A 14,236-nucleotide genomic window follows, 5' to 3' on the forward strand; every position below is an offset into this window, starting at 1 on the left:
CCTGAAGACTCAGTTCGAAATTTGCACAGGAGCAGGAAGTGGGCAGTGTGAGCTTGACCGAGGCCAGCCGGGCGCTCAGCGATGCCTCAGAGGTGATGGCCGGGCTCATGGCGCGGTTCGGGCCGGCCCGTTTCGGGCCCAAGCCCACCGTGGGGGAGCGATTCGAGGTGCTGAGCCGCGAGATCGCCTATCAGCAGCTAGCCGGCAAAGCAGCCGCTGCGATCTGGGGGCGGGTGCGCGACCAGACGCCGCTCTGGGCGCCCGATGCCGTGTTGGCGTTGGGGGAGGGGCCGCTGCGGGATGCCGGGCTGTCGGGGGCCAAGACCCGGGCGATGCTGGATCTAGCCGCCCACTGCGAGCAGGGCTCGCTGGATCTGGCCAAACTCGGCCGACTGTCCGACCAGGACGTGATCGATCAGCTCACCCAGGTCTGGGGTATCGGGACCTGGACCGCCCAGATGTTCCTGATCTTCTCGCTGCGCCGCCTCGACATCTGGCCGGTGGGTGATTTCGGGGTCCGCAAGGGCTACGGCCTGGCCCACGGCGGGACCGAGCCCCCCACCGCCGAGGAACTGGAACCCCTAGGCCACCCCTTCCGCCCCTACCGCAGCATCGCCGCCTGGTACTGCTGGCGAGCCACCGAGGTCTGACTCCTGAAGGCAGCGAGCTGAAGGCTGCCACGGAGCAGTGGTGTACTCTCCCGGCGAGTGACGACGGGCCGAGGAGTCTGCGGTGGCCGATAAAGACGATCTTTTCTCCCTCGACGGCCGGGTAGTGGTGGTAACCGGAGGGAGCCGGGGTTTGGGCCGGGAGATGTGCTTGAGCTTTGCCGAGCGAGGGGCCACGGTGGTGGTGGCCAGCCGGAAGTTGGAGACCTGTGAGGCGCTGGCTGCCGAGATTTCTGAGCAGACCGGCCAGGAAGCTCTCGGCCTGGCCCTCCATGTCGGGCGCTGGGACGAGCTAGAGCCGTTTGTGGCTCGAGTGATCGACCAGTTCGGGGCCATCGACGTACTGGTGAACAACGCGGGCAGTTCGCCGCTGTATGCGTCGCTGGCTGATGTGAGCGAACGGCTCTTCGACTCGGTGGTCGGTCTCAACATGAAGGGCCCCTTCCGGCTGTCGGTGCTGGTGGGCGACCACATGGTGCAAACCGGCCGGGGCGGAAGCATCATCAACGTGTCGAGCGGAGCTGCCGTGCAGCCGACCCAAGGAGAGGTCCCATATGCCATGGCCAAGGCCGGGCTCAACAACCTCACCCGGGCGCTAGCACGGGTTTACGCCCCCGCTGTGCGGGTTAACTGCATCATGCCCGGTCCGTTTCTCACCGATGTGGCTGCCGCGTGGGATATGGAGTCGTTCAACCAGTCAGCAGCCCGCAGCATCCCGCTGGGCCGGGGCGGGGAACCCCACGAGATCGTCGGCACCGCCCTGTATCTAGCGTCCGACGCCTCTAGCTTCACCACCGGTGCCATCATCAAAGTCGACGGCGGCCTAGCCTGGTCCCCCGGTTGAGGTTGCTGGCCACGGCCCGGATTGCGCCATTGAGCAAAATTACTTAACAACGCAATCAGAGTGGAGCTGGGGGGAATCGAATCTCTGGAGAAGTGCCAGCAAAGGGGCCATATCTTGTTATCTATTGCTGTTCTTCCCACACCTTTTGCCACGTCGATGTGGTTATCGACTTGTCAGTTTGAAGCCGCAGAATCCATTCCTACTAGAGGGTCCGTTATTCCGGCAGGCAGTCGTGGTGCACCCGATTGACCTGGCACCGAGATGAGTGGATTTCAACCAAGGTGTCATCGGCTTTAGAGCAGCCTGCCCTGAGCCAAGAAATCCCCCTTGGTTTGTCGGGCAGGGCGGGCAGACTGTGTGCAAGGTAGAGGTGGCTTCGAAGGAACAGCAGAAGGTCTGAAAGCAGGCGACTCGAGCGCGAAGCGACGACATCTTGGCCCTACCTACGGGTTACCTCTCGCAACGGGGGCGGCTACTCGAACTCGAAAGCAACGCAATTCCAAAAGGTGAGGGACTCTCTACCGAGGTCAACCTCCCAAGATCCATGACAGCAGAATCCAATGTCATGAGCATCCCCCCTTTGGCCGGTCACCTCGATTAGGAGGTATCCATGTCATTGATGGAAAGGGAGAGGCCGCCGGGCAGGGCCAGGCGGCGTTTCACCAAGGAGTTCAAGGCTGACGCGGTGGCGTTGGTGTTGCACGGGGAAAGGCCGATCGCCCGGTTCGGACCAGACCCCGCAGCGCTGGCTATGGCCTGTTGTGGTCTCCCCAGCATTTCTCGGTGCCGTTGGCTCTGGTGGCACATGAGTAGTTTTGGTCGGCGCGCACTGCGACGAAGGTACCGGTCGGCGCGTCAACCTGCCCGTGGCTGTTGTCGCCCCAGCATTTGACAACGCCGTCGTCTCTTAAGCCGCATCTATGATTACTGCCAGTGGAAATGATGGTGAACACACCCTCGGGGGCATCCGTCTGCCCAGAAACGTTCAACCCCCAGCAGTCAATAGTGCCGTTACTTCGCAAGCCACAATAGTTATGAGATGTAATTGGATTTAGGCTGATATACGCCGAACGCTCCACATCCGCATCTGAGCGGTCCGTGGGGCACTCATCGGGGGGAGGCCATCCCAGCAACCATATGTGGGTGCACCCCATCCTCCAATATCTATAGCAGATGTAGCTCATGACCGAGCAGTCCAGAGGATGATCCAGCTTGAACACCGAGTGGCCAATCTCATGGATAATGCTATTCAGGTAGTTATCTATAAGGGGAGACACCTGGAAATCTTTAGCCGGGTTTGCGCAAAGTACGTTATCGGTCAGATCACGTACACGACGAGGGGTGTCGTCACTGCCACAAAATATCGCACGGCGTTTCTCAAGTGTTGCCGCGAATGCAAAGGACCCTCCTGGAACATCTTGGCGGTCCTTGCTAGCAGCGGTTAAATACTCACCAAACAGTACGAGTACATGTCGAGTATTCCACCGGTGCTTGATCTTATACTTACAGATCCCCTGACTCGATAGGTCACTCTGCAAGAGGATGTCCGAATCCGCATCAGGGGATATGACGGCAGCCGGAACGAGGCGAAGGCTTACTGAGCCTGACGACTGCATCCCGAAGAAATCGGCAACCTGTTTGAGCTCATCAACTTCGCGCCGCAGGTCAGCATCGGTATAGCCCAGGCTCTCTGATGCACAATAGAACACATGGACATCAACGGTTCCGGTGTAGGGCCGCCTAATAGTCCCCCAACACTCCACTGTGCCATTGGTCCGCACCCCGCATGAAAAACTATTCCCGGCTGACACTGACAAGAACTTCCCGTCTGGTGCCGAGGCCTGCCCGTAGTCGTCGCTGCCCCAGCACACCGCAGTGCCGTCGGCCTGAACCCCGCACGAGTGGCGGTCACCAGCCGATACCGCGGCGAATTCCCCGTCTGGTGCCGAGGCCTGCCCGTAGTCGTCGATGCCCCAGCACACCGCAGTGCCGTCGGCCTGCACCCCGCACGAATGCCCATTCCCGGCTGACACCGCCAAGAACTCTCCGTCCGGAGCGGCGGCCTGCTCAGAGCCGTTGTCGCCCCAGCAAACGATGGCGTGGTCGGCTCGCAAGCCGCACGAATGCCCAGAACCAGCCGACACTGACAAGAACTCCCCGCCGGGGGCCGTCGCCTTGCCATTGCGGGTTCCCCAAGAACTGTCATCGGACCCCCAGCACACCACCGTGCGGTCAGCCCGCACCCCGCACGAATGCTCAGAACCAGCCGACACTGACAAGAATTCCCCGCTGGGCGCATCCAAGAGCCCATGTTTGTTGTCGCCCCAACACGCGACGGTTTGGTCAACCCGAAAGCCACACGAATAAGAGCCTCCGGCTGACACTGCCCGAAACTCCCCGGCAGGAACATTTAGCTGTCCATGATCGTTAAGGCCCCAGCAGAATGCAGTCTCATCGGTCCGCACACCGCACAAATGCCCGAATTTGGACATTCCTTGGCTCACTGAGACTAGTTCGCCAGGCGAAATCAATCGGTCGTCTTCGTTGCCTTGGTAGTCGCTGCCCCAGCACACCGCGGTGCCGTCGGCCTGCACCCCGCACGAGTGGCGGTCACCGGCCGATACCGCGGCGAATTCCCCTTCCGGCGGTGTGGCCTGCCCATGGTAGTCGCTGCCCCAGCACACCGCGGTGCCGTCGGCCTGCACCCCGCACGAGTGGCGGTCACCGGCCGATACCGCGGCGAATTCCCCTTCTGGCGCCGAGGCCTGCCCATGGTAGTCGCTGCCCCAGCACACCGCGGTGCCGTCGGCCTGCACCCCGCACGAGTGGCGGTCACCAGCCGATACCGCGGCGAATTCCTCTTCCGGTGCCGCCGTTTGTCCGTAGAGGTCGCGTCCCCAACAGCGAATCGTCCGACCGACTCGCAGGCCGCAGGTGTGGGAGTCGCCGGCTGAGATCGCGATGAACCGGCCAGGCGGCGGCGTCGCCTGGCCGGCCCAGTCGTCGCCCCAGCACACTGCGGTCTGGTCGATCCGCACCCCGCACGAATGCCAATTCCCGGCTGACACCGCCAAGAACTCTCCGTCTGGAGCGGCGGCCTGCCCAGAGCCGTTGTCGCCCCAGCACTCGACGGTTAGTTCGGCCCGCACCCCGCACGAATGCCAACCCCCGGCTGACACCGCCAAGAACTCTCCGTCTGGAGCGGCGGCCTGCCCAGAGCCGTTGTCGCCCCAGCACTCGACGGTGCTGTCGGCCTGGACCCGGCATGAGTGCTGCCGGCCCACCGACACTGGGCCGGGCTGCGGCTCGGGAACCTCTGCTCTTCCAGAGCCGGCGTAGCCCCAGCACACCGCGGTGCCGTCGGCCTGCACCCCGCACGAGTGGCGGTCACCGGCCGATACCGCGGCGAATTCCCCTTCCGGCGGTGTGGCCTGCCCATGGTAGTCGCTGCCCCAGCACACCGCGGTGCCGTCGGCCTGCACCCCGCACGAGTGGCGGTCACCGGCCGATACCGCGGCGAATTCCCCTTCTGGCGCCGAGGCCTGCCCATGGTAGTCGCTGCCCCAGCACACCGCGGTGCCGTCGGCCTGCACCCCGCACGAGTGGCGGTCACCAGCCGATACCGCGGCGAATTCCTCTTCCGGTGCCGCCGTTTGTCCGTAGAGGTCGCGTCCCCAACAGCGAATCGTCCGACCGACTCGCAGGCCGCAGGTGTGGGAGTCGCCGGCTGAGATCGCGATGAACCGGCCAGGCGGCGGCGTCGCCTGGCCGGCCCAGTCGTCGCCCCAGCACACTGCGGTCTGGTCGATCCGCACCCCGCACGAATGCCAATTCCCGGCTGACACCGCCAAGAACTCTCCGTCTGGAGCGGCGGCCTGCCCAGAGCCGTTGTCGCCCCAGCACTCGACGGTTAGTTCGGCCCGCACCCCGCACGAATGCCAATTCCCGGCTGACACCGCCAAGAACTCTCCGTCTGGAGCGGCGGCCTGCCCAGAGCCGTTGTCGCCCCAGCACTCGACGGTGCTGTCGGCCTGGACCCGGCATGAGTGCTGCCGGCCCACCGACACTGGGCCGGGCTGCGGCTCGGGAACCTCTGCTCTTCCAGAGCCGGCGTAGCCCCAGCACACCGCGGTGCCGTCGGCCTGCACCCCGCACGAGTGGCGGTCACCGGCCGATACCGCGGCGAATTCCCCTTCCGGCGGTGTGGCCTGCCCATGGTAGTCGCTGCCCCAGCACACCGCGGTGCCGTCGGCCTGCACCCCGCACGAGTGGCGGTCACCGGCCGATACCGCGGCGAATTCCCCTTCTGGCGCCGAGGCCTGCCCATGGTAGTCGCTGCCCCAGCAAACGATGGCGTGGTCGGCTCGCAAGCCGCACGAATGATATAGCCCGGTTGAGATTGCGGTGAACTGGCCCGCAGGCGCGTCCGCCTGGCCCCCTTCGTTTTTGCCCCAGCAAAGGGCGGATCCGTCGGCGAGCAACCCACACGAATGATATGATTTGGCTGAGATTGCGGTGAACTGGCCCGCAGGCGCGTCCGCCTGGCCCCATTCGTTGTTGCCCCAGCAAGGGGCGGATCCGTCGGCGAGCAACCCGCACGAATGCCAACCCCCGGCTGAGATTGCGGTGAACTGGCCCGCAGGCGCGTCCGCCTGGCCCCAGTCGTTGTTGCCCCAGCAAGGGGCGGATCCGTCGGCGAGCAACCCGCACGAATGCCAACCCCCGGCTGAGATTGCGGTGAACTGGCCCGCAGGCGCGTCCGCCTGGCCCCAGTCGTTGTTGCCCCAGCACACAGTGGCGCCGTCGGCGAGCAACCCGCACGAATGACTGTCTCCGGCTGAGATGCTTGCAATGCCGACAATCTCCGAAAGGTCGGGCGTGGGGTCGGGTGTCGGGTCGGGCGTGGGATCCGGTGTCGGGTCGGGCGTGGGATCCGGTGTCGGGTCGGGCGTGGGATCCGGTGTCGGGTCGGGCGTGGAATCTGGTTGGGCGGCGGCCCGCAGGGTGGTGAGGGCGGTGTCGTCGAGCACCAGGTAGCAGCCGATGGCGTCGTGGTAGCCCCAGCTGAGGCGGGCGAGCACGATTTGGCGATCCGCGGATTTGGCCACGTCGACGGGCTGCTGGCCGAACTCATGGTGCCCGAAGCACTCTCTTGACGCCTCGGTTTCCTTACTGGGCAGGCTCTGGGGCGCAGGGGCGGCCCGCAGTACCGCCAGGGCGACGTCGTTGAGGGTGAGGTAGCAGCCGATGGTGTGCTGGTAGCCCCAGCTCACCTGGGCCAGCACGGTCTGGCCGTCGGCGGTCTTGGCCACGTCGACGGGCTGGGCGCCGAAACTGTGATGCTCAAAACACCTATGCGCCGCGCTCTGGGGGACGTCGTCTTGTGCCATCGCCACCGGAGTACTTCCAGCTGCGGCCAGCCCCGCCGCCAACACCGCCACGCACACCAACAGCCTCATCGCCGACGCAACACCTCCCAGTCCGCTGCCGCACAACACTAGCAACTGAACTGGGCTTCCCCCTGTTGGCTGGTCACTTGTTTTATGCGGCTTGGTTTAGTCGTTGCCGGTGGTGGTTCTCCCATTCTGTGGGGGTCTGGTAGTGGAGGGTGGAGTGGATCCGGCGTGTGTTGTATCGGCCGATCCAGGAGAAGACCTCGCGGCGGGCCTGGTCTCGGGTCGCGAACCGGGTCTGTGTGACGAGCTCTCTTTTCAGGGATGAGAAGAACGACTCGGCGACGCTGTTGTCCCAGCAATTTGCCACCCGGCCTGCGGATTGGCGCATGCCGTGGCGGGCCAGCGCCGACGCGAAATCGCCGCTGAGATATTGCGGGCCCCTGTCGGAATGGAAAATCACCCCGCCGGTGCGGCCGCCTCTGGACGCGGCGGCAGTGTCCAGCGCGTCTACCACCAACCGGGCCGCCATGTCGGCGGCCATGGAGTAGCCGACCACCCGTCTGGACCCTAGGTCCAACACGACGGCGAGGTGCAGCCATCCCTGGCCGGTGGGGATGTAGGTGATGTCGCCGGCCCACACCCGGTCGGGCTGGCCGGGCCGGAAGTCGCGGCGCACCAGGTCGGCTGGCGCCGGGCGGGAGCCGCCAGCGACCTTCCAGCGGGGCTTGCGGCGCTTGTGGATGCCGCAGATCCCGTGGAGCCGCATGAGCCGGCAGACGCGCTTGGGATTCACCCGCCGGCCCTGTCGGCGCAGCTCCGCGGTCACCCTCGGCGACCCGTACGCGCCGCCGGAGTCGGCGTGGATGCTGCGTATCGCGGCGACCAGCTCGGCGTCGGCTGAGGCTTTGGCGCTGAGCCCTGAGGCCTGCTGGCCAGACCAGTCGTAGAACGCCTGGCGGCTCACACCGGCGGCCCGGCACGCTTTTGTGGTCGGGAATCCCTCGGCCTTCCGGGCAGCGACCCACCTATAGCGGGTCACTGTCCCGACTCCTGAACCCAGAAGGCCGTCGCTCGTTTGAGCAACTCACGCTCCATCCGCAGCTTCGAGTTCTCCCGGCGCAACCGCACCAGCTCAGAGCGCTCCTCAGTCGTCAACCCCGGTTTCTCCCCGCGGTCGATGCGGGCCTGGCGAACCCAGTTCCCCAGACTCGTCGCCCCGATGCCCAGATCATGGGCCACATGGGCGATCGGCCTTTCCCCGTCCAACACCAACGCCACCGCGTCAGCCTTGAACTCCTTGGTGAAACGCCGCCTAGCCCTGCCCGGCGGCCTCTCCTTTTCCATCAATGACATGATTACCTCCTAATCGAGGTGACCGGCCAAAGGGGGGATGCTCAAACCTCACCGGGTATTGCGCAGGCTGTGGTGGTCCCTGGGATGTTCCTATAGATGTCAAGTGCGGGTTTTGAGGGTGGCGAGGTCGGCTCGGAGGGTGCGGTAGATCTCTCGTGCGATGTAGCGCTTGAGGCAGCGGATGGCTTCTTTTTTGGTTTTGCCCTCGGCGACACGTCGGTCGAGGTAGCTGCGGGTTTGTTCGCAGTAGCGGAGCCGGACGATGACGATCATGTGCAGGGCCCGGTTGGCTTCGCGGTTGCCGGCGAAGTTGAGCCTGTGGCGGCTGGTGCGTCCACTGGAGGCAGGGACCGGCGCGGCGCCGCACAGGTGGGCGAACGACGCTTCGGAGCTGAGCCGGTCGATGTTCTCGCCGGCGGCGACGAGCAGCGTGGCGGTGTGGTGGGTGCCGCATCCGAGGCGCGAAAGGGTTGTGGGCGCTGCGACGGCGACCAGCCGGTCGAGGCGGCGCTCGAGTTCGGCGGCTTCGGCGCCGAGTTGGGCGATGCAGCGGCCGAGGCTGCGCAAAGCGGCTTTGGCGGCCTGGGCGGGATCGGCGAGGAGTCTGGTGTCGGGCCGCAGCCGTGCGCACACCGCGGCCTTGCCCTCCAGGGTCCGGCGGCCGTCGAGCTGCTCGCGCAGCGCGGCGGGTGCAGTGACCAACAGGTCGCCGAGCTGGCACAGCGCAGCCGCCTGGGCCTTGACAGCGCCGCTGCGGGCGACGCTGAGCTGGCGGATCGACTCGACGATCCCGGTGGTGTGTTTGGCGGCTGCGGTCGCTTCGCCCGAGAGCACCTTGCGGGCCGCGGCCTCGGCGTCGATGGCGTCGTTCTTGCCGCGGCGCGACCGCAGATGCGCGTGCGGCTGGTTGACCTCGATCACCGCGCAGCCCCGCTCGGTCAGCGACCGGGCCAGGGCCGCTCCGTAGGATCCGGTGGACTCGACGCCGACCGCGGCGATCGGGCCGAACGACGCGAGCCACCTATGGGTCGAGCGATAGCCGGCACAAGTCGCGGGGAACGACTCGGTGCCCAGCACCCGGCCCAAGGGGTCGAGCGCGGCGGCGACATGGAAATCGGTGTGGCAGTCGATCCCTGCGATCACCGTTTGGTTCTGATCTGGCATGCTGTTGTCCTTCTTCTCGAAGCGGCTCGCGTGCCGGGACGGGACGGACATAACAGTGATGAGGCATCTGCCGCACAGGTTCCTATGAGGTCACGTCGCTCGTTCCGGACCGGCCGCAGCTGACAAGTCCAAGGAGCACACCGCCGACGCCGACGAGTCCCAGGCAAGGCACCCGCAACACGCGGGGCCAGTTTTGTGGCAAGTCAGATGCCGACGGCCTGCTCCCCGCCCACATCTTCACTGTTTGGTGGAGGTCGGTGAGCCCCAGTGCTAGCCGACGAGCCCCCGCTGGGTGAGCCAGCGGCTCCACGCCTGTCGCACGTGCGGCGACAGGTACAGCTCCTCCCAAATCTCGACCAGCACATCGAGATCGATGAACCACCGCGCGTCCTCGTCGAGGCCCTCCGTCATCACCCTCGCATAGACACGGCGCAAGCTTCGGGTACGGCCCAAGTCGTAGGTGTAGGGCGGGCTCCAAGCGATATGGGCGGGCAGCTTCACCACCCCCGTCGCCTTGGGAAGCGTCCGGTCTTCCATGTCGTCGGGAATCGACACCGGCATACGGCTCAACGGCCTCGCCTGACCAGCCATGCCACCAATCATGGACCCGCCAAACAGAAAACCTGCCGCAACCAAAACTGGCCCTGCAGCCATCAGACACTCGACAGCCGCGACCCCTGAAACAGAACAGTGAACCGCCGTGATTGCCTTCGGGTAGTCGCCCAATCCGATTTCGCGGCGGCGGCCGTCAATCGAGATCCGCTTCACCTATGACTTGGATCCAGTGCCCCAGACAATAAGGTAGAGCCCGTCGCCATCGCCGTGTTTTCCCGGTTCAGTGATGGCCTTGACTTGAGTGGCGGTGAGTTGAAGCGGCATCGGCCGGAAGTGGAGCTGGGGGGAATCGAACCCCCGTCCGCTGGGCGGTGTCTGTCTGTGATACGACCATTCCCGGTGTGCGGCGTCGATGGCTACTGCGTCGCCGGGTCGGTTGGCCCCCGCTAGGGGGCCCGCCACCGGGTCTGTTCCCCAGGGTCAGCGGTCTTTCCCGCCGTCAGTGGTCTGTCCCTACTGTCTCCACCGCTTCTGTTGCCGGGCTGCGGTGGACCGGCCCCGCGTGCCGTTACCGGTCGCGGTGCTTCTCTAAGCCAGAAAGATCAGGCTGCGAGAAGTTCACGGTCGTTGCCGCTTAGTTGGTTGCCCCGTTTTGCGAGTCTGAGCAACTCGGGTCGCACAGCGCAGCCCCCGGTCCCAACGTCGAAACCGATCAGCCCCGTGTGCACTTCTTGTCAAGGTGCCCCGCCATGTTATCGGCTCAGCCTGACAGTGATCCCCCCGATTTGGCCGCTCGGCCCATCTCGTTGCGGGCTTCGCGGCGGGCGTCTTGTTCGGCGATGGCCTGGCGCTTGTCGGCTCGGCGGCGGCCTCGGGCCAGGCCGAGCAGCACCTTGGCCCGGCCCTGCTTGAAGTAGAGCGAAAGGGGGACCATCGTCAGGCGGTCCTGTTCTAGGCGGGCCTTGATGCGGTTGAGCTCGCCTCGGTGCAATAGCAGCTTCTTGGGCCTGTCGGGGTCGTGGCCGGTGGATTCAGCGGCGTGGGAGTAAGGGGCAATGTGCAGCGACTGGAGCCAGAGCTCGCCATCATAGATGCGGGCGTACGACTCGGTGAGCGTCACGTTGGACTCCCGCAGCGACTTCACCTCTGAGCCCACCAGAACCAGGCCGGCCTCGTATTCGTCGATAATCTCGTAGTCGCGCCGGGCGCGGCGATTGGTAGCCACCACTTTGGTGGGCTCGTGCTCGCCGCCCGAGCTCGGCTTCGACCTGGCCATCGGCTCAAGGTACCCCGCCGACGGGGGATAGGCGGCGGCAATTGACGGGTAGTCTGGGCGCCGTGGCCGACCAGGGAGACATGCCGACGGGAGAGTCGGTCGGCAGCCCTGGCCAACAGAATCTGTGGGAGGGCTTCCGATCGGGCTTCGTGACGCTGTTGGGGAGGCCCAACTCGGGCAAGTCCACCCTTATAAACGCCATTTTGGGCACCAAGGTGGCCATCGTGTCCGACAAGGCCCAGACCACCCGGCATGCCATCCGGGGGGTCTTGCACCGCGACGAGGTGCAGGTGGTGTTTGTGGACACCCCCGGCATCCACAAGCCCCGCACTGCGTTGGGCGAGCGTCTCAATGCCACCGCGGCCGACGCGGCCGACGACGTGGATGTGGTGTGTTTGTGCATCGACGCCACCCGCCCGCTGGGCCGAGGCGACCGGTACATCGCTGAGCGGCTCAGCGATGACTCCATCGTGGTGGTGACCAAGATCGACGCCGCCCCCCGCTCCAAGGTGGTGGCCCAGCTGGCCGCGGCCGGCGCCCTGGGGTTCGCAGAGTACTTCCCCACTTCGGCCCGCACTGGCAAGGGGGTGGATGCCTTGGTCGAGCGGCTGTGCCAGCTCATGCCGCCCGGCCCGCCGCTGTATCCCGCCGACATGGTGCGCGATATGCCCGAGGCCCACTGGGTAGCCGAGTTGGTGCGCGAGCAGCTATTGGCCGCAACTCACGAGGAGCTTCCCCACTCCATCACCGTGGCAGTGACCGAATGGGAGTGGCCCCGCATCAAGGTGGAGATATTGGTGGAGCGGGAATCGCAGAAGCCGATGGTGATCGGCAAGAAGGGCTCAGTGCTCAAAAAGGTGGGCACCGCGGCTCGGGCCCAGCTTCCCGAGGGGGTGTTCTTGGAACTGCGCGTTGGAGTGGAGAAGAACTGGCAGCGCCGCCCTGAGATGCTCGATCGGCTGGGCTACGGACCGGGATCTTTGGCCAGCCCCGATCTGTAGGTCAGACGCCGTCCCGGATCATTCTCAATAGGGTGACGGCTCGGTCGCGTTCGGCGGTGCGGGGGAACGGGGGGAGGGACCGCACCAACTCCCAGCGGTAGCCGGCCTTGGCCATCCGGGAGTCGAGCACCGCTACTACGCCCCGATCATTGCCCCGGCGGATGAGCCGGCCGGCGCCCTGGGCGAGGCGGGTGGCGGCCCGGGGCAGGTCGACGAGGCGGAAGGCCTCGCTGCCGTAGCGCTCGCGGCGGGCTTCCAGCAGGGGGTCGTCGGGGCGGGGGAACGGCAAGCGGTCGATGGTTACCAGCGACAGCGACTCGCCGGGCACGTCCACTCCCTGCCAAAAACTCATTGTGGCGAACAGACAGCTCTCCACCTCGGCGGCGAAGCGCCGCAGCAGCTCGGGTTTGGGCAGGTCGCGCTGGCTGTAAATCTCGAAGTCGAGCTGGGCCCGCAACACCTCGGCGGCCCGGTCCATGGCCCGGTAGCTGGTGAACAAAGCGAGAGTCCGGCCTCCGGCAGCTTCGATGAGGGCGGCCAGCTCCTCGTGCACGGCGGGCTCGTAGCCGGGGTTGCGGGGATCGGGCAGGTGCTTGGCGCAATACAGCAGCCCGTTGGCCTCGAAGTCGAACGGGCTGCCCACGTCGATAGCGCGGTGCTCGTCAGGCTCCAGCCCCAGCACCTCGCCCAGGTTCATGGGGATGGTGGCGCTGGTCAGCACTGCGGTCGTGTGATCCCACAGCCGTTGCCTGAGTAGATCGCCCAACTGAATTGGGGCGATCCGCCAAGCGGGGGCAGCCTCGGTGCCCGACACCCAGGCCACCTCGGAGGGTTTGGCCTCCACCGCCCGGTTCAGGTCTTCGGCCAAAGCGCCGGCGGACAAAATGGCTCGCAGCTTGCGGGGGGCGACATCGCCGGGGGCGCCGTCGGGCACAGCCCGAAGCTCGACGGCGGCCTGCTCAACCCGGCCGCGAGCCACAACAGCCACCCGCTGAAGCTCGCCCGGCAAGGGCGCGGGCAGCGGCTTGTCGCGGAACGGGGCCAAGGCCTCCCGCAGCCGCATCCCGGCGTCTTCCAGGTCGCCTGCGACAGCCGATTCGGCCACCACGGCACGGATGCTGCGAGCCAGTTCGTCGAACCGCCCCCCGGTCAGCGACAGCCCAGCGGTGTCGGACACGATGTCCTCCAGGCCGTGGGCCTCGTCGATTACCACCGTGTCGTGCTCGGGCAGAATGGGCGTATCGCTGAACAGATGCAGGCAGTAGAGGTGGGTGTTCACCACCACGATGTCGGCGGCATCGGCCCGGTGGCGGGCCTTCTCGGCAAAGCAGACCGGGCCCGAAGGGCAGCGCTGCGCCCCCGGGCATTCTCTGCCTGACACGCTGAGCGCGTCCCAGGCCGCGGGCGAGGGCTCGAATTCGAGCTCGGCGCGGTCCCCGGTGTCGGTCTGCTGGGCCCACGCGGCCAGCCGGTTGATTTCCACCCTGGGGCCTTCGGCGATGGCGAGGCTCAGCTGCTCGTCGTCGGCGTGCTCCTTGAGCCGCTGGAGGCACAGGTAGTTGGATCGGCCTTTGAGCACCGCGAAGCGCACCGATAGGTCCAACGCCGCGGCGAGTTGGGGGAGGTCCTTGTCGACCAACTGGTCTTGAAGCGTTTTGGTGGCGGTGGCCACCACCGAGGGTCCTTCGCCCAGAACCAGTGGCACCAGATAGGCCAGCGACTTGCCGGTTCCCGTACCGGCAGCCACCACCAGGTGGCGGCCCGACTCCATTGTCTCGGCCACCGCCTGGCACATCTTCCGCTGCCCGGGCCGCCGCTCGCCCCCGTCTTCCAGCGCCGAGATAGCCAATTCCAGAGCCTCTTCAACCGCGGCGATTTCCGGCATCGCCCCGACGCTACCCCCGTGCGGTGATATTGACGGGGGCATCGGATGAATTGGCTCTCTCCCGCACCCTGTCGGGGCTCGCAGGGGAGTACCG

General features: G+C 66.0%; 10 protein-coding genes and 1 other RNA gene. 3 read left to right on the forward strand and 8 right to left on the reverse strand.

All coding sequences use genetic code 11. From position 1 onward, the window contains the following. Positions 1 to 38 precede the first annotated feature (38 nt). Positions 39 to 650 carry a DNA-3-methyladenine glycosylase family protein gene (locus ACOOGG_RS16075; RefSeq protein WP_420436866.1) on the forward strand — a complete coding sequence of 204 codons (612 nt, stop codon included), beginning with the start codon at positions 39 to 41 and terminating at the stop codon, positions 648 to 650. A gap of 82 nt (positions 651 to 732) precedes the next feature. Next, the gene (locus tag ACOOGG_RS16080) at positions 733 to 1,512 is read left to right on the forward strand and encodes an SDR family NAD(P)-dependent oxidoreductase (RefSeq protein ID WP_420436868.1); all 780 of its coding nucleotides are present in this window, start codon (positions 733 to 735) and stop codon (positions 1,510 to 1,512) included. A gap of 749 nt (positions 1,513 to 2,261) precedes the next feature. Here the strand turns inward: ACOOGG_RS16080 and ACOOGG_RS16085 are convergent. From ACOOGG_RS16085 to smpB, 7 genes are all read right to left on the reverse strand, one after another. Continuing rightward, the gene (locus ACOOGG_RS16085) at positions 2,262 to 6,971 is read right to left on the reverse strand and encodes a hypothetical protein (protein WP_420436870.1); all 4,710 of its coding nucleotides are present in this window, start codon (positions 6,969 to 6,971) and stop codon (positions 2,262 to 2,264) included. Positions 6,972 to 7,053: 82 nt separating this feature from the next. Then, positions 7,054 to 7,947 (reverse strand): IS3 family transposase, encoded by an 894-nt coding sequence (locus tag ACOOGG_RS16090; protein ID WP_420436872.1) that lies wholly within the window; start codon positions 7,945 to 7,947, stop codon positions 7,054 to 7,056. Further along, positions 7,944 to 8,261: a transposase gene (locus tag ACOOGG_RS16095; protein ID WP_420435385.1), complete on the reverse strand. Its 318-nt coding sequence runs from the start codon at positions 8,259 to 8,261 to the stop codon at positions 7,944 to 7,946. The genes ACOOGG_RS16090 and ACOOGG_RS16095 overlap by 4 nt, the downstream gene beginning before the upstream one ends. A gap of 99 nt (positions 8,262 to 8,360) precedes the next feature. Beyond that, complete coding sequence (locus ACOOGG_RS16100) at positions 8,361 to 9,425, reverse strand: IS110 family transposase (RefSeq protein ID WP_420436874.1); 1,065 nt, start codon at positions 9,423 to 9,425, stop codon at positions 8,361 to 8,363. Positions 9,426 to 9,695: 270 nt separating this feature from the next. Then, entirely contained in the window at positions 9,696 to 10,016 is a 321-nt protein-coding gene (locus ACOOGG_RS16105) for a hypothetical protein (protein ID WP_420436876.1), read from the reverse strand. Positions 10,017 to 10,311: 295 nt separating this feature from the next. Then, positions 10,312 to 10,700, reverse strand: a transfer-messenger RNA (tmRNA) gene (gene ssrA, locus ACOOGG_RS16110). 40 nt (positions 10,701 to 10,740) lie between these two features. After that, the gene (gene smpB, locus ACOOGG_RS16115; protein WP_420436878.1) at positions 10,741 to 11,256 is read right to left on the reverse strand and encodes an SsrA-binding protein SmpB; all 516 of its coding nucleotides are present in this window, start codon (positions 11,254 to 11,256) and stop codon (positions 10,741 to 10,743) included. 80 nt (positions 11,257 to 11,336) lie between these two features. Between smpB and era the strand changes: the two genes are divergently transcribed. Continuing rightward, positions 11,337 to 12,257, forward strand: a complete 921-nt coding sequence (gene era, locus ACOOGG_RS16120; RefSeq protein ID WP_420437629.1) for a GTPase Era — start codon at positions 11,337 to 11,339, stop codon at positions 12,255 to 12,257. A gap of 1 nt (position 12,258) precedes the next feature. Here era and ACOOGG_RS16125 read toward each other — a convergent pair whose 3' ends face one another. After that, the gene (locus ACOOGG_RS16125) at positions 12,259 to 14,142 is read right to left on the reverse strand and encodes an ATP-dependent DNA helicase (RefSeq protein WP_420436880.1); all 1,884 of its coding nucleotides are present in this window, start codon (positions 14,140 to 14,142) and stop codon (positions 12,259 to 12,261) included. Positions 14,143 to 14,236: the final 94 nt, after the last annotated feature.

The sequence above is a fragment of the Candidatus Poriferisocius sp. genome (assembly GCF_965214065.1).
Classification (GTDB): domain Bacteria; phylum Actinomycetota; class Acidimicrobiia; order Acidimicrobiales; family Bin134; genus Poriferisocius.

Bases quoted from the DNA above. Each gene is read 5' to 3' on its own strand.
- ACOOGG_RS16125 (WP_420436880.1), bottom strand. From the start codon at position 14,142: ATGCCGGAAATCGCCGCGGTTGAAGAGGCTCTGGAATTGGCTATCTCG.
- era (WP_420437629.1), top strand. From the start codon at position 11,337: ATGCCGACGGGAGAGTCGGTCGGCAGCCCTGGCCAACAGAATCTGTGG.
- smpB (WP_420436878.1), bottom strand. From the start codon at position 11,256: ATGGCCAGGTCGAAGCCGAGCTCGGGCGGCGAGCACGAGCCCACCAAA.
- ACOOGG_RS16100 (WP_420436874.1), bottom strand. From the start codon at position 9,425: ATGCCAGATCAGAACCAAACGGTGATCGCAGGGATCGACTGCCACACC.
- ACOOGG_RS16095 (WP_420435385.1), bottom strand. From the start codon at position 8,261: ATGTCATTGATGGAAAAGGAGAGGCCGCCGGGCAGGGCTAGGCGGCGT.
- ACOOGG_RS16085 (WP_420436870.1), bottom strand. From the start codon at position 6,971: ATGAGGCTGTTGGTGTGCGTGGCGGTGTTGGCGGCGGGGCTGGCCGCA.
- ACOOGG_RS16105 (WP_420436876.1), bottom strand. From the start codon at position 10,016: ATGGCTGGTCAGGCGAGGCCGTTGAGCCGTATGCCGGTGTCGATTCCC.